Source organism: Allobosea sp. LjRoot9 (assembly GCF_964252745.1).
Lineage (GTDB): Bacteria > Pseudomonadota > Alphaproteobacteria > Rhizobiales > Beijerinckiaceae > Allobosea.
The window spans coordinates 1-20420 of record NZ_CAXUPC020000008.1 but is presented as its reverse complement, the minus strand read 5'-3'; the positions used below and the strand labels follow the sequence as shown (position 1 = coordinate 20420).

At 64.8% G+C, this 20420-nt stretch carries 20 protein-coding genes; 13 read left to right on the top strand and 7 right to left on the bottom strand.

Going from position 1 to position 20420, the window contains the following annotated elements; genetic code table 11:
- Positions 1–24: 24 nt before the first annotated feature.
- On the bottom strand, positions 25–1098 hold the full coding sequence (locus ACSQ3P_RS24440) for a Cj0069 family protein (protein ID WP_436168068.1): 1074 nt from the start codon (positions 1096–1098) through the stop codon (positions 25–27).
- Positions 1099–1738: 640 nt separating this feature from the next.
- Here ACSQ3P_RS24440 and ACSQ3P_RS24435 point away from each other — a divergent pair.
- Both ACSQ3P_RS24435 and ACSQ3P_RS24430 read left to right on the top strand, forming a co-directional pair.
- Positions 1739–2719: an NADP-dependent oxidoreductase gene (locus tag ACSQ3P_RS24435; protein ID WP_436168067.1), complete on the top strand. Its 981-nt coding sequence runs from the start codon at positions 1739–1741 to the stop codon at positions 2717–2719.
- 31 nt (positions 2720–2750) lie between these two features.
- Positions 2751–3812 (top strand): alkene reductase, encoded by a 1062-nt coding sequence (locus ACSQ3P_RS24430; protein ID WP_436168066.1) that lies wholly within the window; start codon positions 2751–2753, stop codon positions 3810–3812.
- A gap of 131 nt (positions 3813–3943) precedes the next feature.
- Here the strand turns inward: ACSQ3P_RS24430 and ACSQ3P_RS24425 are convergent, their stop codons facing one another.
- On the bottom strand, positions 3944–4837 hold the full coding sequence (locus ACSQ3P_RS24425) for a LysR family transcriptional regulator (RefSeq protein WP_436168065.1): 894 nt from the start codon (positions 4835–4837) through the stop codon (positions 3944–3946).
- Positions 4838–5109: 272 nt separating this feature from the next.
- Entirely contained in the window at positions 5110–6147 is a 1038-nt protein-coding gene (locus ACSQ3P_RS24420) for a substrate-binding domain-containing protein (RefSeq protein WP_436168064.1), read from the bottom strand.
- 166 nt (positions 6148–6313) lie between these two features.
- Here ACSQ3P_RS24420 and ACSQ3P_RS24415 point away from each other — a divergent pair, with 166 nt between their 5' ends.
- From ACSQ3P_RS24415 to ACSQ3P_RS24395, 5 genes are read left to right on the top strand one after another with little or no spacing between them, the layout of a single operon-like run.
- Complete coding sequence (locus ACSQ3P_RS24415; protein ID WP_436168063.1) at positions 6314–7597, top strand: extracellular solute-binding protein; 1284 nt, start codon at positions 6314–6316, stop codon at positions 7595–7597.
- A gap of 40 nt (positions 7598–7637) precedes the next feature.
- A complete protein-coding gene (locus ACSQ3P_RS24410; RefSeq protein ID WP_436168062.1) occupies positions 7638–8567 on the top strand; it encodes a carbohydrate ABC transporter permease in 930 nt (309 codons plus the stop codon).
- A 1-nt stretch (position 8568) separates the two neighbouring features.
- Complete coding sequence (locus tag ACSQ3P_RS24405) at positions 8569–9417, top strand: carbohydrate ABC transporter permease (protein WP_436168061.1); 849 nt, start codon at positions 8569–8571, stop codon at positions 9415–9417.
- A 3-nt stretch (positions 9418–9420) separates the two neighbouring features.
- Complete coding sequence (locus ACSQ3P_RS24400) at positions 9421–10929, top strand: argininosuccinate lyase (RefSeq protein ID WP_436168060.1); 1509 nt, start codon at positions 9421–9423, stop codon at positions 10927–10929.
- The gene (locus ACSQ3P_RS24395; RefSeq protein ID WP_436168059.1) at positions 10929–12023 is read left to right on the top strand and encodes an ABC transporter ATP-binding protein; all 1095 of its coding nucleotides are present in this window, start codon (positions 10929–10931) and stop codon (positions 12021–12023) included. The genes ACSQ3P_RS24400 and ACSQ3P_RS24395 overlap by 1 nt, the downstream gene beginning before the upstream one ends.
- A gap of 24 nt (positions 12024–12047) precedes the next feature.
- Here ACSQ3P_RS24395 and ACSQ3P_RS24390 read toward each other — a convergent pair whose 3' ends face one another.
- Positions 12048–12848 carry a helix-turn-helix domain-containing protein gene (locus ACSQ3P_RS24390; RefSeq protein ID WP_436168058.1) on the bottom strand — a complete coding sequence of 267 codons (801 nt, stop codon included), beginning with the start codon at positions 12846–12848 and terminating at the stop codon, positions 12048–12050.
- Between the two features lie 57 nt (positions 12849–12905).
- Here ACSQ3P_RS24390 and ACSQ3P_RS24385 point away from each other — a divergent pair, with 57 nt between their 5' ends.
- The gene (locus tag ACSQ3P_RS24385) at positions 12906–13442 is read left to right on the top strand and encodes a peroxiredoxin-like family protein (protein ID WP_436168274.1); all 537 of its coding nucleotides are present in this window, start codon (positions 12906–12908) and stop codon (positions 13440–13442) included.
- A 2-nt stretch (positions 13443–13444) separates the two neighbouring features.
- On the opposite strand, the gene ACSQ3P_RS24380 is transcribed toward ACSQ3P_RS24385, so the two are convergent.
- The 3 genes from ACSQ3P_RS24380 to ACSQ3P_RS24370 form a co-directional block, all read right to left on the bottom strand.
- Positions 13445–14071 carry a DNA-3-methyladenine glycosylase I gene (locus ACSQ3P_RS24380; protein WP_436168057.1) on the bottom strand — a complete coding sequence of 209 codons (627 nt, stop codon included), beginning with the start codon at positions 14069–14071 and terminating at the stop codon, positions 13445–13447.
- A complete protein-coding gene (locus ACSQ3P_RS24375) occupies positions 14068–14361 on the bottom strand; it encodes a YciI family protein (protein WP_436168056.1) in 294 nt (97 codons plus the stop codon). Before ACSQ3P_RS24375 ends, ACSQ3P_RS24380 begins: the two co-directional genes overlap by 4 nt.
- Positions 14362–14436: 75 nt before the next feature.
- Positions 14437–15042, bottom strand: a complete 606-nt coding sequence (locus ACSQ3P_RS24370) for a TetR/AcrR family transcriptional regulator (RefSeq protein ID WP_436168055.1) — start codon at positions 15040–15042, stop codon at positions 14437–14439.
- A 343-nt stretch (positions 15043–15385) separates the two neighbouring features.
- On the opposite strand from ACSQ3P_RS24370, the gene ACSQ3P_RS24365 reads away from it, so the two are divergent.
- The 5 genes from ACSQ3P_RS24365 to ACSQ3P_RS24345 form a co-directional block, all read left to right on the top strand.
- On the top strand, positions 15386–16183 hold the full coding sequence (locus tag ACSQ3P_RS24365) for a FadR/GntR family transcriptional regulator (RefSeq protein WP_436168054.1): 798 nt from the start codon (positions 15386–15388) through the stop codon (positions 16181–16183).
- Between the two features lie 37 nt (positions 16184–16220).
- Entirely contained in the window at positions 16221–17207 is a 987-nt protein-coding gene (locus ACSQ3P_RS24360) for a sialic acid TRAP transporter substrate-binding protein SiaP (RefSeq protein ID WP_436168053.1), read from the top strand.
- A gap of 187 nt (positions 17208–17394) precedes the next feature.
- Positions 17395–17973, top strand: a complete 579-nt coding sequence (locus ACSQ3P_RS24355; protein WP_436168052.1) for a TRAP transporter small permease — start codon at positions 17395–17397, stop codon at positions 17971–17973.
- Between the two features lie 7 nt (positions 17974–17980).
- Positions 17981–19387: a TRAP transporter large permease gene (locus tag ACSQ3P_RS24350; protein ID WP_436168051.1), complete on the top strand. Its 1407-nt coding sequence runs from the start codon at positions 17981–17983 to the stop codon at positions 19385–19387.
- A gap of 226 nt (positions 19388–19613) precedes the next feature.
- Positions 19614–20420 (top strand): mandelate racemase/muconate lactonizing enzyme family protein (locus tag ACSQ3P_RS24345; RefSeq protein ID WP_436168050.1); only part of this gene is annotated, 807 nt, incomplete at its 3' end.

Genomic DNA, 20420 nt, shown 5'->3' with positions numbered 1-20420 from the left:
GTCACAACCGCCGGCCTCTCCCGTTCAGAGCTTCGATCGTAGCCGATCGGCGACGCGGCTGGCGATCTCGGCAGGCGCCTCGTCAGGGATCGGGAACACCGAACTGACGTTGATCTCGCCAAGCACGTAAGCATCGGCGCCGTCCTCCCCGGGCGGGCCGAGCATGAAGTCTGCGTCCCAGATCATCGGCAGGTCGCACTGCTGGATGCCCAGCAAAGTGGTGAGCTGTGGTGTCCACTCGTCTTCCATCAACCGGCGGAGACGCTGAAAGCGCGGCTCGGCATTGGACGTGTAGAGCCGCGGCCCGGCCTGCGCGCGCGCCGCTGGCGCCTCCACCAAAGCCTTGACCTTCTGATGCCCGAAGCCGGCGCAGCGATCGCCTGCCATATAACAACGCACCACGCCTTCGCTCAGACGCGCCTGGAAAACCTGATCGATCACACAGCCGTCTTCGAAATACGCGACGCAGCGTTCCAGAAACGCATCCAGCGCCAGCTCCTCCGGCACATCCTTGGTGGCGTCCAGCACGCGCGCCATCGGCCGATTGGCGGGACTTACCTGCATCTCAACACTTGCCTGCATCTCAACACTTGCCAGCATCTCGACCTTCCAGACGCCCTGGCCGCCATTGCCGCGATTGCGCTTGATCACGCGCGGTCCAGCGGCAAGCCGGGCCGGAAATTCGGCGCGCATCGCTTGGGCTGTTCGATAAAGCGCCGTGTCGCCACCCCAGCTCATCATCCGGGTTCGATGGAGAACCTCCTTGACGCCCATCTTGAGGATGACATCGGGATGAGCGCTCACCCAGACGCCACGCGCTGCGACTTCGCGCAGCAGCGCGTCGAGGTTTGAGCGGTTGCGCCCCTCATGAATCGGATTGACCCAGACGAGCACGCCATCGACCGTGGCGAGCTCTGCGCGAACGGCGTCCAGGCATTCGTCCTCGTAGACGACGGGTTCTGCCTTGACGCCGACATCGGCGAGCGCCGCGAACACGGCCTTGAACCGGCTGGTCGCGAGCGTGGCGCTGCGGCGTTCCGCTTCATCACCCCGCCACAGAATGGCGACGCGGCCAAGGTGAGTTCTGGATTCGGACATGAAAAAACGGCTCCCATTCAATCGTGCTCCGGCCGCGCGCGAACGCGCCGACCGCGAGCAGGACTTGGACGGGGAACCGTCTTGAGGCGCCGGGAGCCTGCGACGCCCCGACGCTCGATAGATAGATCCGACAGGCCGCGCGAGCAAGCTTCAGCGTCCTCAAGCCCGGCTGGAGCGTTTTCGAGCGAAATGGATACCGGTTCGCGCAAAGAAAACGCGACAAAACAAGCGCTTAGAGCAAGTTCCGATTCAGTTGGATCGGAAATTGCTCTAAAGCCGCCAGCCACGCGAAATCGGCACTGGCCGTCGCGTTTCCAGGCCGCCGCGTTTCATGGTGCAGGCCCGCCGCCATTGCGTCTCTCGTCGAGCACGACCCAGTAGCCGGGACGATAAGGCAGCGGCTCCCGGCCCCAGGCCGACCCAGCCTCCCCCGGGAGCGAGCGCGCCCCAATTGCCGCCGGTCGCGATGACGACCTCAGGATTGCGGGCGAGAAAGCGCCGGGTGGGCGAGGACAAATACGAAACTGAAGACGTCCGGGACGCTCCAACAAGTGTCTCTCCAGTGAGACGGACCGTCTAATTTCGACGGCTTATGGCGCGAATTGCGAACGCATACCTTCTGACAAGAAGGAGAGCCCAGATGACCCAATCCGCTGACTTCAAGCGCGGCGATTTCACGTCCGCCCCCCTTGCCGACGGGCGGGCCTTACGCCTGCAAGCCTATGGCGGCCCCGAAGCCCTGACAGTCGATCGCGTAACAGCGCCCGAGCCGGGTCCCGGCAAGGTTCTGGTCCAGGTCAAGGCTGCAGGAGTGAACGGCCTCGACTGGAAGATCCGTGAAGGCTACCTCCGCAATATCTTCATGCTTGAGCTGCCCGCGACCCTCGGCATCGAAATGGCCGGCGTCGTGCTGCGGACCGGCCCCGGCGTCGAAGGCCTGAAGCCAGGCGATCGCGTCATGGCCGCGCTCGGCGGCTGCGGCGCCTATGCCGACCATCTCGTCATCGACGCCGAAAAACTCGTCGCGACGCCGGCAACCCTGTCGGACATTGAGGCGGCGGCCATTCCGGTCGCGGCGATGACGGCCTGGCATGTCCTTCAGGCCGCGGATTTCGGCCTCTCCGGACGGCGTGTGCTGATCCATGGCGCGGCCGGCGGCGTGGGGGGCTTTGCCGTCCAGTTCGCCAAGGCGGCCGGCGCGAGCGTCTATGCCACGGCCTCGACCAAGAGCCTGCAGCATGTCCGGGCCCTCGGTGCGGACGAGGTGATCGATTACAAGCAACAGACGTTCGAACGGCTTCTGAGCGACATCGATCTCGTCGTCGACCTCGTCGGCGGCGATATCATCGACCGATCCTGGTCGCTTCTGTCGCCGGACGGCCTGCTCGTGAGCATCGCCACGCCGGACGTCGTTTCGCGAGCACCGCAGGGTCGGCGCGGCATCTTTGTATCGAACAAGCCCGACACCGCGCGCCTGGCCGCAATCGCCCAGCAGGTCGCCGCCGGCACCCTGCAGTCGACTGTTGCCGAAGTGGTGGGTTTCGATGATCTGCCGGCGGCGATCGAGCGCAACCGCACCGGCCACGCTCCCGGCAAGATCGTTGCCGACCTCACCCGCTGATCTCCGCCCTTCAAGATGCAAGGATTTTAACATGACGACGATCTGGAACCCGATCCGCCTGGGCCAAATGGACATGCCCCATCGCCTGGCCATGGCCCCGATGACGCGCAGCCGCGCCGCGTTCAACGGCGTACCGGGCGAGCACGCCGCCGAGTATTACGCCCAGCGCGCCTCGCTGGGGCTGCTGATCACCGAAGGTGTGCAACCTTCGGCCGATGGCCAGGGCTATTTCGCGACGCCGGGAATCCATGCGCCCGAGCACGTCGCCGGCTGGCGCAAGGTTACCGACGCGGTTCATGCGAAAGGCGCGAAAATCTTCGTGCAGCTCATGCATGTCGGGCGCATGTCTCACCCGGACAATACGCCGCATCACCGTCAGCCTGTCGCCCCCTCGGCGATTGCACCCGGCGAGCAGATGTTCACTGCGGGCGGCATGAAGCCAATCCCAGAACCGCGGGCCCTGACGACCGAGGAGGTCGCTGCCACGGTGCAGGATTTCCGGCGGGCCGCGCGGCTTGCCATCGATGCCGGCGCCGATGGCGTCGAGATCCATGGCGCCAACGGCTACATCGTCCACCAGTTCTTCGCCCCCAACGCCAATCACCGGACCGACGCCTATGGCGGGCCGATCGCCAACCGCATCCGGTTCGCCGTCGAGGTGGCAAGCGCTGTCGCCGAGGAGATTGGCGCGGATCGCACCGCTATCCGGCTTTCGCCGGGCTTGCCTTTGGGCGGGCTTGATGAAGGTCCGGAGAGTGCTGCGCTCTATCGCGAATTGGTCGCCGCGCTGGCACCGCTGAAGCTGGCCTATCTCCACCTGATGTACGGGGGCAGCGATGAGCAGCTCGCCGACATCCGCCGCCTCTGGCCTACGACCCTGATGGTGCTGCGGCTCGGGCGCACACGCGAAGCCCTGGACCAGGACATCGTCTCGGACCAGGCAGACATGACCTCGATCGGCCGCTGGGCTTTGGCCAATCCCGACTTCGTCGAGCGTCTGCGGTCGGGCGCGCCCTTCAACGAACCCGATCCAGCCACCTTCTATGGCGGCGGCGCGGCCGGCTATACCGACTATCCGCGGCTTGCGGGCTGATGCGCCGGCTGCTGCAGTTCATTGGACTGCAGCAGCCGCGACCGCGCCGTCGCCGCTTGCGCCCGCGGATGAATCTGGCCCCGCGACAGAGGTAGCGGCGTTGGCCGGCAGCAAGCTGACTGCGGCGTTTTTCAAATCCGGATGAAGGCTGCCAGTTCGTCGGGAGTGCCTTTGGGGAACGCTTCTCTCAGATGGTCGAGGAAGGCGGAAACGCGGGCGTTCAACAGGCGCCGCGACGGGTAGAGCGTCCACAAGGCAGTATCCGGGCCATCCACGTCCGCCCAATGCACCAACGTGCCGGCGCTCAGATCATGACTTACGAGCGATACCGGCAACCGTGCGGCACCCACGCCCATGATGACGGCATCGCGAACCATGATGAGCGAGGACAGGCTGAGCACCGGGGTGAACGCGATCGTCGTCGGCCCCGTCTCCGATTTGATGTTCCACGACGACAATCCTCTCTCCGAGCCCCGCACCACAGCCGCAACGGCATCTCCGTCTCGCGGTCGCGCCATTTGCGGGCTCGCCACGATCACAAGCCGATCACGCATGAAGATCCGTCCGACCAGGCTTTCATCGGAACGCGGATTGACGCGAATGGCCAAGTCATACCCTTCTTCGACCATGTCGACTGCACGGTCTTCAGTCGTGGCCTCCAGGATTACGTCGGGATATTTGAGCGAGAAGCCAGCCGCCAGCTTACCCATTGCAAGCTGAGAGAAGAGCAATGGCGCGCTGATCCGCAAATTTCCACGCGGCGGCCCGTCTCCCGACGCAATCGCTGCGGCCGTCTCCTCCACTTCCGTCAGCAAGGGACTGGTTCGCTCATGCAGGGCCTTTCCCTCCTGAGTGAGCTTCAGCGCACGCGCTCCACGCTCGAACAAGCGCAGGCCCAGGCTATTCTCCAGTTCGGCGACACGGCGGGAGAGCGTCGCCTTGGGGCGCCCTGCCGCGCGTGCGGCGCGCCCGAAACCGCCATGACGTGCGACCAGATTGAAGTCGGCTAAGGCGAGCAGGTCCATATGTTCCACCGGTGAGACAGCGCGCCTATGGATGGCAGCTACTGGGTCGTTTGTGGACTCCTAAACAGTGGCTGTCGATGTTTGCGACCGGAACAGTCGGGTGCCAGGCTGCTGCCAGGAGGCTGCCCGCACAAGATGGAGAGGTAAGTCATCCGGCAGCGGACCTCCTCAAGATCCGCCAGGGCCGGGAGCGGAGCTTGCAGTTCTGCCAGGCCCTGAAAACCAGGTTGAAGAGACGACCTTGTTCCCGCGCGGGCCGGCCTGCACGCCTGTCACGCGCTCGGCTTCGCAAGCCCGACCGAATTGCGCAGGACGAGCTCGAAGGGCAGGATTTTCTGCACGGGAGCGGTCGCCTTCCGCTCGATCAGATCGATCAGGATCAGCGCGATCTCCTCGCCGGCGCCCCGGATCGATGTCGCCGTGGCGGTGAGCGGCGGCGAGAGATCCATGGCGCTGCAGCCCCTGACGCCATCGTCATGGCAGGCGACGGAGATATCGCGCCCGACCGCCAGCCCGTGCTCGGCGAGCGCACGATAGACGCCGCGCGCCTGGAAGACCGAGCCGCACAGAAAGGCCGTGGGCGGCTCGGGATCCGCCAGCCGCCGCATCGCGGTCTCGTAGCCGGTCGCCTCGGTCATGGAGACGAACTCGATGGCGTCGAGTGGCGCTGCAAGCCCGCGCGCGGCGAAAGCGCGCTCGAAGGCGGCAGCCCTCGCGGCGACATAGCGAAACTGGGCGAGACCGTTGATCACGACGATGTGGCGATGGCCGTAATCGAGGAGCAGATTCGTCAATCGCTCGAAGGCGTTGTCGTTGTCGGTATCGACGAAGGAGAAGGGCTCCTGCGCCTCCGTGCGGCCATGGACCACGAAGGGCAGGCGCAAGGCATTGAGCAGGGCGATGCGCGGATCCCTGACCAGGGGGCGGGTGATGATCACGCCGTCGACCGATTTGGACGAGGCGAGCTTGCGCAGGACGCCGGCCTCGTCATCCTCGAAAGGCGACAGCAGCAGGTTGTAGTTGCGCGCGGTGACAGCCGTCGAGATTCCGGCCAGGACATCGACGAAGTTCGTCTCCGGGAGCTGGAGGCGCTGGAGCGGGAAGACCAGGCCGATGGTCTCCGTCCGGCCCGTCGCGAGGCTGCGCGCGCGCGCATTGGGGCGATAGCCCGCAGCCTCCGCCGCCGCGACCACGCGGCGCCGCGTCGCTTCGGGGATGCCGGGATGCGCACGCAGGGCACGGCTGATGGTCGATTGCGAGAGCCCGAGCGCAAGCGCCAGGCTTTTCAAATCCGCGGCATTCTGATGCAAGCGCTTGCTTTCCGTCATCGCGAGGCTGGGCGCCCAGAGGTAAAAACTCCACTGTCATCGGCAAATCTAGCCTGCAACGACCCCGATTGACAAATGCTATCGGCGTCCTAGCATGCAAGCGCTTGCACAATACACTGGTCAACAGTGAGGTACCGGAGGAATTCTGATGAGGTTTGCGACGATCGCCCACCTGGCGCTGCGCCGGCCGCTGCTTGCCGCAGCCATCGCGCTCGGCATCCTGTCCTCGAGCTCGCTCGGCGCCCGAGCGGTCGAGATCCAATACTGGCAATATGTCTTCGACACCCGCGTCCAGGCGATGAGCGAGGTGATCAAGCAGTTCGAGGCGCAAAATCCGGGGATCACCGTCAAGCAGGTGACCTTTCCCTATGCCGACTATCAGACGCGCCTGATCGCGGCGAAGGCGGCGGGCCGCGGACCCGACGTGATGCAGCTCTTCTATGGCTGGCTGGACACGTTCATCGCCGGCAAGCTGGTGCAGCCGCTGCCGAAGACCAGCTTCAAGGATACCGAGATCGAGCGCGACTTCTTCCCGATCGTCTCGGCGATGAAGCGCGGCGGGCAGTATTACGGCCTGCCGACGGCCGTGCGCAGCATGGCGCTGTTCTACAACAAGGACCTGTTCCAGAAGGCGGGGCTCGATCCGGACAAGCCGCCGCAGACGCTGGACGAACTGGTGGCGGCAGCCCAGGCGATCACCAAGCGCGATGCGGCAGGCAACTTCCAGCAAGTCGGCATGGCGCTCGATATCGCGCGACAGGACCACAACTGGTGGCGCGAGATCCTGCTGCGCCAATATGGCGGCGAATCCTACAGCACTGATGGCAGCAAGGTTGCCTACAACAGCGAAGCCGGCGCCAGATCGCTCGAATTCTACACCGGGCTGCAGAAGCTCCATCGCGTCGGGCAGGAAGGCTTCATGGATGAAGGCCAGGCCGCCTTCCGTGGCGGGCTGGCCGGCATGGTGGTCGACGGCACCTTCCGCGTCGCCTCCTACAAGACGATTCAGGGCTTCAAATGGGGTGTCGCCGAGCTGCCGACGCAGGACGGCAAAAGAGCGAATTTCGGCAGTTATTTCGCCAACGCCATCGGCGCCTCGGCAACCGGCGAGAAGCTCGCTGCGGCCGAGAAGTTCCTGGCTTTCATCTCATCGGAAAAGGCGATGACGATCTGGCTCGACAAGGTCGGCGAATTGCCGGCCCGCCGCGCGGTGGCGCTGACGGAGGCCAACATCAAGGACCCGATCTACGGCCCGTTCATCCGCGGCCTGGACTATGCCGCGACGCCGCCGATGGTCGACGAGGCGGCCCAGCGCCAGGTCTCGATCGACATGATCAACGCCGTGCTCCTGAAGAATACGCCGATCAAGGAGGCGCTCGCAGCGGCCGCCACGCGGGAGCAGGCCATCCTCGACAAGTTCAAGGGCAAGTGAGAGGCGCCGATCGATCCGCGAGCGAACAGGAGGATCGCGCATGACCGCGCTGCCATCGCCCCGGAGCGCCGGCCTCAGTGGTCCCTGGGGAAGGCTGTCGATCGCGACGAAGCAGATCGTCTGGGCCTGGACGTTCCTGGCCCTGCCCGTCCTGTTCTTCGCGGCCGTTCGCTTCTACCCGACGCTGGAGGGGTTCTATCTCTCGCTGACCGACTGGGACCTGCTCAACGAAGCCCGCTTCATCGGGCTCGACAATTACCGCAAGCTCTTCGCCGACCCGGTTTTCTGGCAGGTGTTTCGCAACACCTTCGCCTATCTCGTCTTCGGCACGCCGATCGCGATCGTGCTGTCCTTCGCCATCGCCTATTATCTCGACCGCGTCACCGTCCTGCACGGGCTGATCCGCGCGCTGTATTTCCTGCCCTATCTGACGACCGCCGCGGCGATGGCCTGGGTCTGGCGCTGGTTCTACCAGCCCCCGCCGATCGGCGTGATCAACAGCATCCTGGGCTCGCTCGGCATCCCGGCCCAGCCCTTTCTGCGCTCGATCGAGCAGGCCTTGCCGGCGATCATGCTGACCGCGATCTGGGCGCATCTCGGCTTCCAGATCATCATCTTCATGGCGGGCCTGCGCGCCATCCCGACGAGCTATTACGAAGCCGCGCGCATCGACGGGCTGGGCGAAGGCGCGATCCTGCGGCGCATCACCATCCCGCTGCTGAAGCCGACGACGGTGTTCCTCGTCGTGTTCTCGTCGATCGGATTCCTGCGGATCTTCGACCAGGTCTACAACATGACCAGCAACGATCCCGGCGGGCCGCTGAATTCGACCAAGCCGCTGGTGCTGATGATCTATCAGACCGCCTTTTCCTCCTACCAGATGGGCTATGCCGCGGCGCAGACCGTGGTGCTGTTCGTGATCCTGTTCTCGATCTCGATGGCGCAGCTCTGGATCCTGAGGAGCCGCTGAGATGAGCACGCAGACGCAGTCCCTGCAGGCCTATGGCAGTGTGCGTCCCGGCCGCATCGTCGCCTGGACCATCCTGTTCCTCGGCGGCGTGGTCATGATCACGCCGCTGCTCTTCATGTTCTCGACCTCGCTGAAATCGGCCGGCCATGTCTACGATTTGCGCCTGATCCCGGACCAGCCGACGCTTGCCAACTACGTCAAGGTGCTGTCCGACGGGCGCTTCGTGCGCTGGTTCGCGAACTCGACGATCATCGCCACGGTCGTCACCCTGTCCTGCCTGTTCTTCGACAGCCTCGTCGCCTACACGCTCGCCAAATTCACGTTTCCGGGCCGGCGCCTCGTCTTCCTGGCGATCCTGTCGACGCTGATGATCCCGACCGAGATGCTCGTCATCCCGTGGTATCTGATGGCAAGCAAGCTCGGCTGGATCGACAGCTATCTGGGCATCATGTTCCCGGGCCTCGTCACCGCCTTCGGCGTGTTCCTGATGCGGCAGTTCTTCGAGACCGTGCCCAACGATTTCCTCGAGGCGGCGCGGGTCGACGGGCTCAACGAGTTCGCGATCTGGTGGAAGGTGGCGCTGCCGCTGGTCACGCCCGCCCTGTCGGCGTTGGCGATCTTCACCTTCCTCGGCAACTGGACGGCCTTCTTCTGGCCGCTGATCGTGACGACCGACCCGTCGCTCTACACGCTGCCGGTCGGCCTCTCCAGCTTCGCGGTCGAGCAGTCGATCCAGTGGGAGCTGATCATGACGGGCGCGGCGCTCGCTACCCTGCCGACCCTGGCGATCTTCCTGTTCTTCCAACGCTACATCGTGCGCGGCGTCATGCTCGCCGGAGTCAAGGGCTGATCCATGGGTTCACTGCAGGTCAACGACCACTCGCGCTTTCCCGATCCGGTCTATCGCGAGACGGTGCTGAAGCCGCTCTTCGACGGCGCCCGCCACTTCCACGCGCAGGCGCTGCGCCGCATCGATCGCGCGCATCTCGTCATGCTGGTCGAAACCGGCATCCTCGATGCCGGCCAGGGCGCGGCGATCGCGCGTGCGCTGCAGGCGATGGAGCGGGAGATCGACCCGGCCGCCCTCGCCTATGGCGGCGATGTCGAGGACTACTTCTTCTACATGGAGCGCGAGCTCAAGCAGCGCGCCGGGGCCGATATCGGCGGCCGGCTGCACACCGCCCGCTCGCGCAACGACATCGACCATTGTTTTCTCAAGCTCGGCCTGAAGCCGCGCATCGATGGGCTGCTCGCCGCATGCCGCCGCCTGCTGGCGGGGCTGATCGCGGTCGCGACGCGCGACCGCGACGTCCTGATCGTGGCCTATACCCATGGACAGCCGGCCCAGCCCACGACCTATGGACATTATCTCGGCGCGATCATCGAGGTGCTGATCCGCGATATCGAGCGGATCGAGGCGGCGCGCGCGATCGTCGACCTGAGCCCGATGGGAGCGGCCGCGATCACGACCTCCGGCTTCCCGATCGACCGGCATCGCGTGGCCTGGCTGCTCGGCTTCGCCGCCCCGCTGCAGAATGCCTATTCCTGCATCGCCGCCACCGACTACCTGACCTCGACCTACAGCGCCATCGGGCTCCTGTTCCTGCATCTTGGCCGGCCGATCCAGGATTTCCAGTTCTGGTCGAGCTTCGAGGTCGGCCAGCTCTATCTGCCGAACGCCTTCGTGCAGATCTCCTCGATCATGCCGCAGAAGCGCAATCCGGTGCCGTTCGAGCATCTGCGCCATCTCGCGAGCCAGACCTGCGGCCGTGCACGTGCCGTCGTCGACGTGATGCACAACACCCCCTTCACCGACATGACCGACAGCGAGGCCGAAACCCATGAGATGGGCTATCAGGCTATAGACGCCGGGCTGCGCGTGCTCGACCTGATGACCGCGACGATCGAGGCGGGGCGGATCGATCCCGACCGGGTCGCCGTCAATCTCAGCCGCTCCTGCGCCACGATCACCGAGCTGGCGGATTGGCTGGTGCGCAGCGAAGGCCTGTCTTTCCGGCTCGGCCACGAGATCGCCGCCGATGTCGCGCGCGCCGTCGTCGCGATGGCGGGCGACCTTCCGACAGACGGCTTTAGCGCCTTCAAGACGGCTTTCGAACATCATGTCGGCCGCGCGCCGGCCGCCGATGCGGCGCAATTCGCACGGATGGTCTCGCCCGAGCATTTCGTCGCGGTGCGGGACCGTTTCGGCGGTCCGGCTCCCGTAGTGCTCGACCGCGCGCTCGAGGGTTATCGCGCGGCCTTGGCGGGTTTCGAGACAAAAGCCCAACAGATCGCCGCGCGTGAGGCGCAAGCCGCAGCCGAGCTCGACCGTCGCATCCCTGAGATTGCGGAGGGTGCATGATGGCACGCATCGAGCTGCAGCAGATCGTCAAGCGCTACGGCACCATCACCACCGTCCGCGGCATCGACCTCACCATCGAGGACGGCGAATTCGTCGTTCTCGTCGGCCCCTCCGGCTGCGGCAAATCGACGACGCTGCGGATGATCGCGGGGCTGGAGCCGATTTCGGGCGGCACGCTGCGCATTGGCGGCGAGGTGGTCAACGACCACGAGCCGAAGCACCGCAACATCGCGATGGTGTTCCAGAATTACGCGATCTACCCGCATCTGACGGTGGCGCAGAACATCGGCTTCGGGCTCTACACATCAAAGCTCTCCAAGGCGCAGAAGCAGGACCGCATTCGCGAGACCGCCCGCACGCTCAGCCTCGAACCTTATCTCGACCGGCGGCCGGCCGCGCTATCGGGCGGGCAGAGGCAGCGCGTCGCCATCGGCCGCGCCATGGTGCGCGATCCCGTGGCCTTCCTGTTCGACGAGCCGCTGTCCAATCTCGACGCCCAATTGCGCGGGCAGATGCGCCTGGAAATCAAGCAGCTGCACCAGCGCCTGGGCAGCACCATCGTCTTCGTCACGCATGATCAGGTCGAGGCCATGTCGCTGGCCGACCGCATCGTCGTCATGCGCGACGGCTCCATCCTGCAGGTCGGTTCGCCGATGGAGCTCTACAACCGGCCAGCCGACATCTTCACCGCACGCTTCATCGGCACGCCCGAGATGAACATGATCGACGCCATCGCGACGGGTGGTGGGCTTACGCCCGAGGCCAACGGCGCCGCGGTCGATCTCTCCCGCGTCACCGGGCTGCCACCGCTCTCGCCCGGCCAGGCCGTCATCCTCGGCATCAGGCCCCAGGAGCTGCAGCTGCCGTCTGCGGGCGAGGCCCCCTTCCCCATCCGCATCGAAGGCAAGGTGCGGGTCTGCGAGCCGCATGGCCCGGAGACCTTCGTGCTGCTGGACCTGCCGCAAGGCAGCGCGGTGGCGCGCGCACCCGCGACGGCGTCCTTCAGGCCCGGCGAGACGGTCGCATTCGGAGCCCAGGCGGCAGCTTTGCGTCTCTTCGACAAGCAGACCGGGACGCTGATCGGTAGCGCTTAGCAGGCTGTCGGCGCTGCGGGCACGCTACAGCTGCGCCTCGCGCCCGATGTTGAGATGACCTGTGGCATTGCGCGGGGCATGTCCGAACCGTCGGGAGTAGGCTCGGGAGAACGCCTCCGGGCTGGCGAAGCCGGAGCGTCGAGCGACAGACTTCACGCTTTCGCCTCGCAACAAAGCGCGCTGACCGACCGCAATCCGCCAAGATTGCAGATAGGCGGCAGGTGTCACTCCGACCACCTTCGGAAAGGCAGCCATGAAGGCGCTACGCGACATACCGCAGATATCCGCCAGCTCCTCCATCCGCCAGGGGTGCGAGGGCTGGTCGTGCATCGCGATCAGAGCGCGCTGCAGGCCCGGATGAGAGAGTCCGGCAAGCAAGCCTGGACGGGAGTCGCCTCGCTCGATCGCCTGGCGCAGCACAAGCAAGAGTACGACTTCGCACAGCCTGTCGACGGCCACTTGCCGCCCGCAGCGCTGCCCGGTGGCCTCGGCGACAAAGGCCACCGCGATGGTCTTCAAGATGGGCTGATCGTCGAGATCTACAGCGAAACGCGCAGGCATCGCGCTAAAGAGCGGATTTGCCGTCCCCCCGAAGTCGATCGCGACACTCAGCAGGACGCTTGGAGAAACCGCATCCGGTTGGCGTGTATTCAGCACGATCTGAGTGATTTCGGAGCCGCGCCCGACCACGGACAGGATCGCCCGGCCCTTGGTCGCATCTGCCTCTATGAGCGAAGTCGAGACGGCAAAGGCCTCGAAGAACGCAGCCAGACGGTCTCGACCGCGCCCATTCGGACTATGGATCAGGTTTTCTGTACTCTGCATGCCTCAGAGTCTGGCAGAACAACCGTGCTCGTTCAAGCTAAGAAAAGGAGACGGCATATGTTGTTGCCACGTCAGACCGCCCCCGAGCTCAAAGTCGAGACCCTCAGTCAGAGCGCCTTCGACCTCAGCACCGCAACCCCTGAGCGGCTTACGCTGATCTGCTTCTACCGGGGTCTGCATTGCCCGATCTGTGCGAACTATCTGAAGGAGCTGGAGCGGCTGACACCCGCATTCCAGGAGAAAGGCGTCGAGACGATCGCCATAAGCTCCGATACGCTGGATCGCGCCCAGCAGATGGCTGACAAGATCGGCGCGGCCAAGCTGCGGTTCGGCTATGGTCTGCCGCTTGCGAAGGCTCGGGAATGGGGTCTCTATATCTCAACCTCACGCGGCATGACCTCGATCGGCGTCGAAGAGCCTGCGCTGTTCTCCGAGCCCGGGGTCTTTCTGATCAAGCCTGACCGGACGATCTATTATCTCTCGGTTCAATCGATGCCTTTCGTGCGACCGAACTTTTCCGAGATGCTCCAGGCGCTCGATTTCATCATCAAGCACGACTATCCCGCTCGAGGTGAGTATGTGGGAGCGGTATAGTCCTAAGCGGCTCTTGGAGCTGTTGGTCTCGCAAAGGCCACGCATGCGGCGTTGATCTCAGGGCGGATCACACAGCCTTCGGCATGATCGTTGACGAGGCCCATCGCCTGCATGAAGGCGTAGACCGTCGTCGGTCCGACGAACCGCCATCCGCGCTTCTTGAGGTCCTTCGAGAGCGCGACGGCCTCCGGCGAGGTCGATCGGGTCTGCGCCTCCTCCGGCCGGATGGAAGCCGCCTCGAACCGCCAGATATGGGCCGCGAGTGACCCGGCTTCCCGGACGAGCTCCTCGGCCCGCCGCGCGTTATTGATGACAGCTTCGATCTTGCCGCGGTGACGGACGACGCCGCTGTCGCCGAGCAGCCGCTCGACGTCGCCGGCATCAAAGCGCGCCACACGGGCAATCTCGAAGCCATGAAACGCCCGGCGGAAATTCTCGCGTTTGGCGAGAATGGTGCGCCAGCTCAGCCCGGACTGAAAGGCTTCGAGGCTCAACTTCTCGAACAGGCGGGCGTCGTCTGCGACCGGGAAGCCCCATTCCTCGTCGTGGTAGCGCAAAAACTCCGGAGCGGCGGCGCACCACCGGCAACGCGGGCGGCCGTCCGGCCCCGCTATGGTGACGTTGCTCATGCCGCTACCTTCAGGAAGGCGAGCCGCTCGTCGGCCCGTCCGGGTGCGATCTCGTGGAGCTCGACGCGGACGACGTCCTCGGCGACGAATGGGTCTTGCTGAAGGCGGGCCATCAACTCATCCCGCGTCATCCCATGCGCGAGGATGGCGCCGCCGCCTTCGGGCTTCAGGCTGCCGGCCAGCAGGAAGGCGCCGTCGTCAAAGCCCTTCTTGAGCCAAGCGTTGTGGCCGTCCATCAGACGGGCCGCCTCGGATCTGTTGGCCGAAAACCGTAGCAGGATGACGAACATGTGTTGCCTCGCAGAGAACGCCGCAGGCGGAAGGAGCGCCGCGGCACGATGATCAAAGCGACCGACCAGTGCCGGTCAGGCGGTCTTCGCCGACCTTGCGCTGTCGCCGATTGGGGCGAGGGCTGCGCCGACCCATTCGCGCATGAGCTCGATCTCCCGCGCGGCAAACTGAGTATCGTGCAAGGCATTGAGCAGCGTTGCGATGCCCTGGCTGCGCATCAGCAGATGCATCGCCAGCTGATCGGCCTGCGTCTCCTCGCAGCCAGCCGCGGCGAACTGCCGGGCGAGCCAACTCCGGAAGACCCCGAAGACCCTGTTCGCCTCGCCCCGTGCGGCGTGGTTGAGCTTGGCGAGTTCGCTCGTCAGCGTACCGACAGGGCAGCCGTACTGCATGATCTTGTCGCCGTTGACAGTGAGGATATAGACGAAGCTCAGGATGCGTTTCTCAGGCGTGGCTCCGGCGATCTCCCAACGCTCCATCATCGCCACCCGGTCCGTGACGCGCTTCTCGATCACGGCATCGAGGATTTCGTCCTTGGTCTTGAAGTGATGATAGAAATTGCCACGCGAGATCCCGACTGCATCCGCAATATGGGCAAAGGAGGTGTGGTCGAAGCCGTGCCGATAGAAGAGATCGTCAGCGGCGGCGACAATCTCCTGGCGAGTGGTGTTGCGGCTCATCTTAGCCCTCGCTGCGACGGCGGCCGCTTCAAGCGGCAACGCGCCATGACCACACGATCTGGCAAATCGTGCAGATTAATGGAACCGAACAGGCTCGCCTCCAACCGAATTAGGACGATTGCCCTAATCGTCGATTAGGTCAACCGTCCTAATTCGTCAAGCGCTGCATGACCTCCATTTGCTGCTTGGCCCAGAACTGGCTGCGCAGCGTCGCCGCGCCCCGGCGGTTCAGCTCCGTGACCTTGACTCACGCTCTAACGAATGGTCACTTGGCCACGATTGGCCTGACCAACTGGCCAAAATTCCCGCAACGTCGGGACCAGGAAACGCCGGGAGAGAGTTTTTGCCGCTCGAAGTGGTCGAGTCGCCGCGCCTGTATCGCCAGATCGCCGATCAGCTGCGCGGGCTGATCGAGCGGCGCGAATTCGGCGTGGGCTCGCGCCTCCCGCCCGAGCGCGAACTCGCCGAAAAGCTCGGCGTCTCCCGCCCCTCCGTTCGCGAGGCGCTGATCGCGCTCGAGGTCGAGGGGATCGTGCGGATCAAGATGGGCTCGGGCATCTATGTGCTCGATCAGCCGACCGGCGCGCGCCGCAAGGCCGCCCAGCCCGAGGGCGAAGGCCCCTTCGAATTGCTCAAGGCCCGCGAGCTCATCGAGAGCGGCATCTGCCGGGACGCGGCGAAAGTCATCACACCCAGCGACATCGCCGCACTCGACGCGATCCTGTCCCAGATGGGCACTGGGGGCCTCAGCAGCGACGAACTGATCCGGCTCGACCGGGCATTCCATATCACGATCGCCGGCACGCTGGGCAACGGCGTGCTGGTGCGCTGCGTCGGCGAATTGTTCGATCAGCGGATCAACCCATATTTTGCGCGGCTGGCCCGCTATTTCGAAGACGACCAGTCATGGCGTGAAACCTGGGCCGAGCACGGCGTCGTCCGTGACGCGCTGGCCGCCCGCGATGGCGCGGCGGCCGGCCGCGCCATGCGCCGGCACATCCAGAATTCGCAGGCGCGTTTCTCGCGCAGCTTTGGCGACGGCCAGAGTTCCGAGAAGCATGCCTCCGAGAACCATGCCTCCGGGAACCAGATCTCAAGCGGACGAGCGAGCGTCAGCGCGCGTCCGCCACGGCAGAAATGACGCAACTCGATCGCAAGCGACCCAGGGAGAACGCCACATGAAGACCTTCGTCACCATTGCCGCGCTCGCCGCCGGCATCGGCCTGCTCAACGCACCAGTGCAGGCCCAGACCAAGCTGAAATGGGCCCATGTCTATGAGACCTCCGAGCCCTTCCACACCGAGTCCGTCTGGGCCGCCGACGAGATCAAGAAGCGCACCAATGGCCGCTACGAGATCACCGTCTATCCGGCCTCGCAGCTCGGCAAGGAAACCGACATCAACCAGGGCCTGACGCTCGGCACCGTCGACATGATCATCTCGGGCTCCAGCTTCGCAGCCCGCGCCTACCCGCCGATCGGCGTGACCTACTACCCCTTCACCTTCCGCGGGCCCGACCACCTGCTCGCCTATGTCAAAAGCGACGTCTTCGCCGAGATGGCCAAGGGCTATCAGGAGAAGAGCGGCCACCAGATCCTGGCCGTGAGCTATTACGGCACGCGCCACACCACCTCCAACCGGCCGATCAAGTCCTGCGCCGACATGAAGGGCCTCAAGATCCGCGTGCCCGACGTGCCGGCCTATCTCGCCATGCCGCGGGCCTGCGGCGCGAACACCACGCCGATCGCCTTCGCCGAAGTCTATCTCGCGCTGCAGAACGGCACGGTCGAGGCGCAGGAGAATCCGCTCAACACCATCGAGGCCAAGAAGTTCTACGAGGTGCAGAAGAACATCATCCTGACCGGCCATATCGTCGATCACCTCAACACGGTCGCCTCCAAGCAGCTCTGGGACAAGCTCTCGCCGGAAGACCGCAAGATCTTCAGCGACGTCGCCCAGGAGGCGGCCGCGCGCACCACCAAGAAGATCCAGGCCGACGAAATCAAGCTGGTGCAGTTCTTCAAGGACAAGGGCATTTCGGTCACCGAGATCGACAAGGCCGAGTTCCTCGCCAACGTCCAGAAGAACGTCACCTTCGAGCAGTTCGGCTACCGCAAGGCCGACTGGGAGAAGATCCAGGCGATCAAGGACGGTCAGGGCTCCTGACCCGCAGCGACTGGCCGCGTAGTCCCGTCATGGTCGGGCTTGTCCCGACCATGATTGTCTTCGCTTCATCGATCGAACGCAGTGGCTGGGATGGCGATGCTCGCCATGAGCGCGAGAATCGCGACGGACACTGCGTCGTCTCCCCCCTCGGCTCTTGCCGAGCCCCACCCCGCCGCTGGACCCGTCCATGACACCGACGCCCGAAATCCACACCGAGGTCACCGGCGACGAGCTCGCCCATGTTTTCGACGAAGCGCCACCGCCCGCCGATCTCAGCGGGTATGGTATCGAGGACTGGGTCACGCTCGCCGCCTTCTGGGTGATGGTCGGCTGCGTCATCCTGCAGTTCTTCACCCGCTATGTCCTCAACGACAGCTTCGCCTGGACCGAGGAGATCGCGATCTACGCTCTGATCATCGTGGTCTTCTTGGGCGCGTCGCTGTGCGTGCGCGCCTCGCGCCATATCCAGGTGGATTTCCTCTACCGCTATCTCTCACCACGCGCGGGGCGCGTGCTCGCCAGCTTCGTCGACATCGTCCGCGTCGGCTTCTTCGCCTATGCGACCGTGCTGATGCGCCGCTACGCCTCGCTGATCCCCGACGAGATGATGACCACGATCCAGTTCCCGAAAGCGGTGGTGTTCTATGCCGTCGTCCTCGCCTTCGCGCTGATGACGCTGCGCTCCGTCCATGTCGCCTGGCTCAACTGGCAGCGCGGCTATTCCGTTCTCGAGAGACCGTCGGCCTTCGACGGCTCGGAAGCCTGAGGCCGCCATGCTCATTCTCCTCGGCTCCTTTCTCGGCCTGATGATCCTGGGCGTCCCCGTCGCGATCGCGATGGCCGTCGCCTCTCTCGCCTTCATCCTGATCTCCGGCACGGTGCCCGACGTCATCCTGGCCCAGCGCATGATCGCCGGCGTCGAAAGCTTCCCGCTGCTGGCCGTGCCGTTCTTCATCCTGGCCGGCAACCTGATGAACATCGCCGGCGTGACCGGGCGCATCTACGCCTTCGCCGTCTCGCTCGTCGGCTGGATGCGTGGCGGTCTCGCGCAGGTGAACATCATCGGCTCGGTGATCTTCTCGGGCATGTCGGGCACCGCGATCGCGGATGCCGCCGGCATCGGCACGATCGAGATCAAGGCGATGAAGGACCATGGCTACTCGACCGAGGTCGCGGTCGGTGTCACCGCCGCATCGGCGACGCTGGGGCCGATCATCCCGCCCTCGCTGCCTTTCGTGATCTACGGCATGATGTCGAACACCTCGATCGGCGCGCTCTTTCTCGGCGGCGTCATCCCCGGCGTGGTGATGACCCTGTTCATGATGGCCACCGTCGCGATCTTCGCGCGCATCTACAGCTGGGGCGCCGACGCCAAGTTCTCCCTGCGCGACCTCGGCACGGCCGGCGTCGAGGTTGTCGTCGTGCTCGGCTTTCCCGTCCTCGCCTATGGGCTGGTCTGGCTGGGCCTGTCGGAGAACCTCGCCATCGGGCTGGCGCTCGCCGCGCTCTTGGCGCTGGACTATTATTTCGACTTCTCGGCGGTGATGGCGCTGATGACGCCGGTCATCCTGATCGGCGGCATGACGCTGGGCTGGTTCACGCCGACGGAAGCCGCCGCCGCGGCCGTGATCTGGTCGCTGTTCCTGGGCCTCGTCCGCTATCGCTCGATGACGATGCGCAGCCTGACCAAGGCGACCTTCGACACGATCGAGACCACGGCCTCCGTGCTGTTCATCGTCACCGCGGCCTCGATCTTCGCCTGGCTCCTGACGGTTTCGCAGACGGCGCAGATCCTGTCGGATCTCATACTCGGCCTGACCCAGAACAAATGGGTGTTCCTGATCCTGGTGAATCTGCTGCTGCTGTTCATCGGCTGCTTCCTCGACACCATCGCCGCCATCACCATCGTCGTGCCGATCCTGTTGCCGATCGCGCTCAAGCTCGGCGTCGATCCGATCCATTTCGGGCTGATCATGACGCTCAACCTGATGATCGGGCTGCTGCATCCGCCGCTCGGCATGGTGCTGTTCGTGCTCTCGCGCGTCGCGGGACTGTCCGTCGAGCGGACCACCATGGCGATCCTGCCCTGGCTGATCCCGCTCTTTGCGGCGCTGTTTGCGATCACCTTCATTCCCGAGCTGACGCTGTGGCTGCCACGCTTCATGGGGATGACCCGCTGAGAGCCTGTCCCGAAACTCTACTCCGGCGGCCGTCTGACGCGGTTTTCTGCGCTTCCGGTGCTCACGGACATGAAGTCCGCTGTGCTCCGGTTCTCGAAATCCGCGCCAGCCGACGCACCGGAGCGAGTTTCGAAACAGACTCCAAGGGTCTTCGCTGCCGCCCGCGCCGAATTCGAAATCAGGGGCCAGGAAATCTTGGGCCAAGACATCAAGGGACAGGAACAGGATGAAGATCGTCGCCGTCGAACCGTTCATCATGCATCTGCCGTTGACGCAGAGCTCGATCTCCGACTCCACCCACAACGTCACGCATTGGGGCGTCGTGGGCACCCGCATCCGCACCAATGACGGGCTGGAGGGCTACGGCTTCACCGGGACGCATTCCCACCTGGCCTCGGACAGGCTGATCACCAGTTGCATCTCGGACTGCTATGCGCCGCTGTTGATCGGCGAGGATGCGAACGACCGCACGCGGCTCTGGACCAAGCTCGCGCGCCATCCCGCCCTGCAATGGGTCGGACGCGCCGGCATCACGCATCTCGCGCTGGCTGCAGTCGATGTCGCGCTCTGGGATCTCGCGGCCAAGAAGGCTGGGATGCCGCTGTGGAAGTTCCTGGGCGGACAGGGCACGCAGAGGCTCGAAGGCTACAATACCGATATCGGCTGGCTTTCCTTCACCCAGGACGAATTGGTCGCCGGGTCGCGGCGCGCCGTCGAGGTCGACGGCTTCACCCGCATCAAGCTCAAGGTCGGCCATGACGATCCGACGACGGATATCGAGCGGCTGACCGCGGTGCGCGCGGCGGTCGGCCCGTCCGTGCGCATCGCGATCGACGGCAACGGAAAATGGGACCTGCCGACCTGCCTGCGCTTCTGCGCGCGGGCAGCCCCGCTCGACATCTTCTGGTTCGAGGAACCGCTCTGGTATGACGACGTCGCGAGCCATGCCGCGCTGGCAAGGGCGACCTCCATTCCCGTCGCGCTCGGCGAGCAGCTCTATACGCTCGACGCCTTCAAGGCCTTCCTCTCGGCC

Bases quoted from the DNA above. Each gene is read 5' to 3' on its own strand.
- ACSQ3P_RS24360 (WP_436168053.1), top strand. From the start codon at position 16,221: ATGAAGACCTTCGTCACCATTGCCGCGCTCGCCGCCGGCATCGGCCTG.
- ACSQ3P_RS24370 (WP_436168055.1), bottom strand. From the start codon at position 15,042: ATGAGCCGCAACACCACTCGCCAGGAGATTGTCGCCGCCGCTGACGAT.
- ACSQ3P_RS24415 (WP_436168063.1), top strand. From the start codon at position 6,314: ATGAGGTTTGCGACGATCGCCCACCTGGCGCTGCGCCGGCCGCTGCTT.
- ACSQ3P_RS24350 (WP_436168051.1), top strand. From the start codon at position 17,981: ATGCTCATTCTCCTCGGCTCCTTTCTCGGCCTGATGATCCTGGGCGTC.
- ACSQ3P_RS24400 (WP_436168060.1), top strand. From the start codon at position 9,421: ATGGGTTCACTGCAGGTCAACGACCACTCGCGCTTTCCCGATCCGGTC.
- ACSQ3P_RS24435 (WP_436168067.1), top strand. From the start codon at position 1,739: ATGACCCAATCCGCTGACTTCAAGCGCGGCGATTTCACGTCCGCCCCC.
- ACSQ3P_RS24380 (WP_436168057.1), bottom strand. From the start codon at position 14,071: ATGAGCAACGTCACCATAGCGGGGCCGGACGGCCGCCCGCGTTGCCGG.
- ACSQ3P_RS24375 (WP_436168056.1), bottom strand. From the start codon at position 14,361: ATGTTCGTCATCCTGCTACGGTTTTCGGCCAACAGATCCGAGGCGGCC.
- ACSQ3P_RS24430 (WP_436168066.1), top strand. From the start codon at position 2,751: ATGACGACGATCTGGAACCCGATCCGCCTGGGCCAAATGGACATGCCC.
- ACSQ3P_RS24390 (WP_436168058.1), bottom strand. From the start codon at position 12,848: ATGCAGAGTACAGAAAACCTGATCCATAGTCCGAATGGGCGCGGTCGA.
- ACSQ3P_RS24385 (WP_436168274.1), top strand. From the start codon at position 12,906: ATGTTGTTGCCACGTCAGACCGCCCCCGAGCTCAAAGTCGAGACCCTC.
- ACSQ3P_RS24410 (WP_436168062.1), top strand. From the start codon at position 7,638: ATGACCGCGCTGCCATCGCCCCGGAGCGCCGGCCTCAGTGGTCCCTGG.
- ACSQ3P_RS24355 (WP_436168052.1), top strand. From the start codon at position 17,395: ATGACACCGACGCCCGAAATCCACACCGAGGTCACCGGCGACGAGCTC.
- ACSQ3P_RS24440 (WP_436168068.1), bottom strand. From the start codon at position 1,098: ATGTCCGAATCCAGAACTCACCTTGGCCGCGTCGCCATTCTGTGGCGG.
- ACSQ3P_RS24425 (WP_436168065.1), bottom strand. From the start codon at position 4,837: ATGGACCTGCTCGCCTTAGCCGACTTCAATCTGGTCGCACGTCATGGC.
- ACSQ3P_RS24395 (WP_436168059.1), top strand. From the start codon at position 10,929: ATGGCACGCATCGAGCTGCAGCAGATCGTCAAGCGCTACGGCACCATC.
- ACSQ3P_RS24405 (WP_436168061.1), top strand. From the start codon at position 8,569: ATGAGCACGCAGACGCAGTCCCTGCAGGCCTATGGCAGTGTGCGTCCC.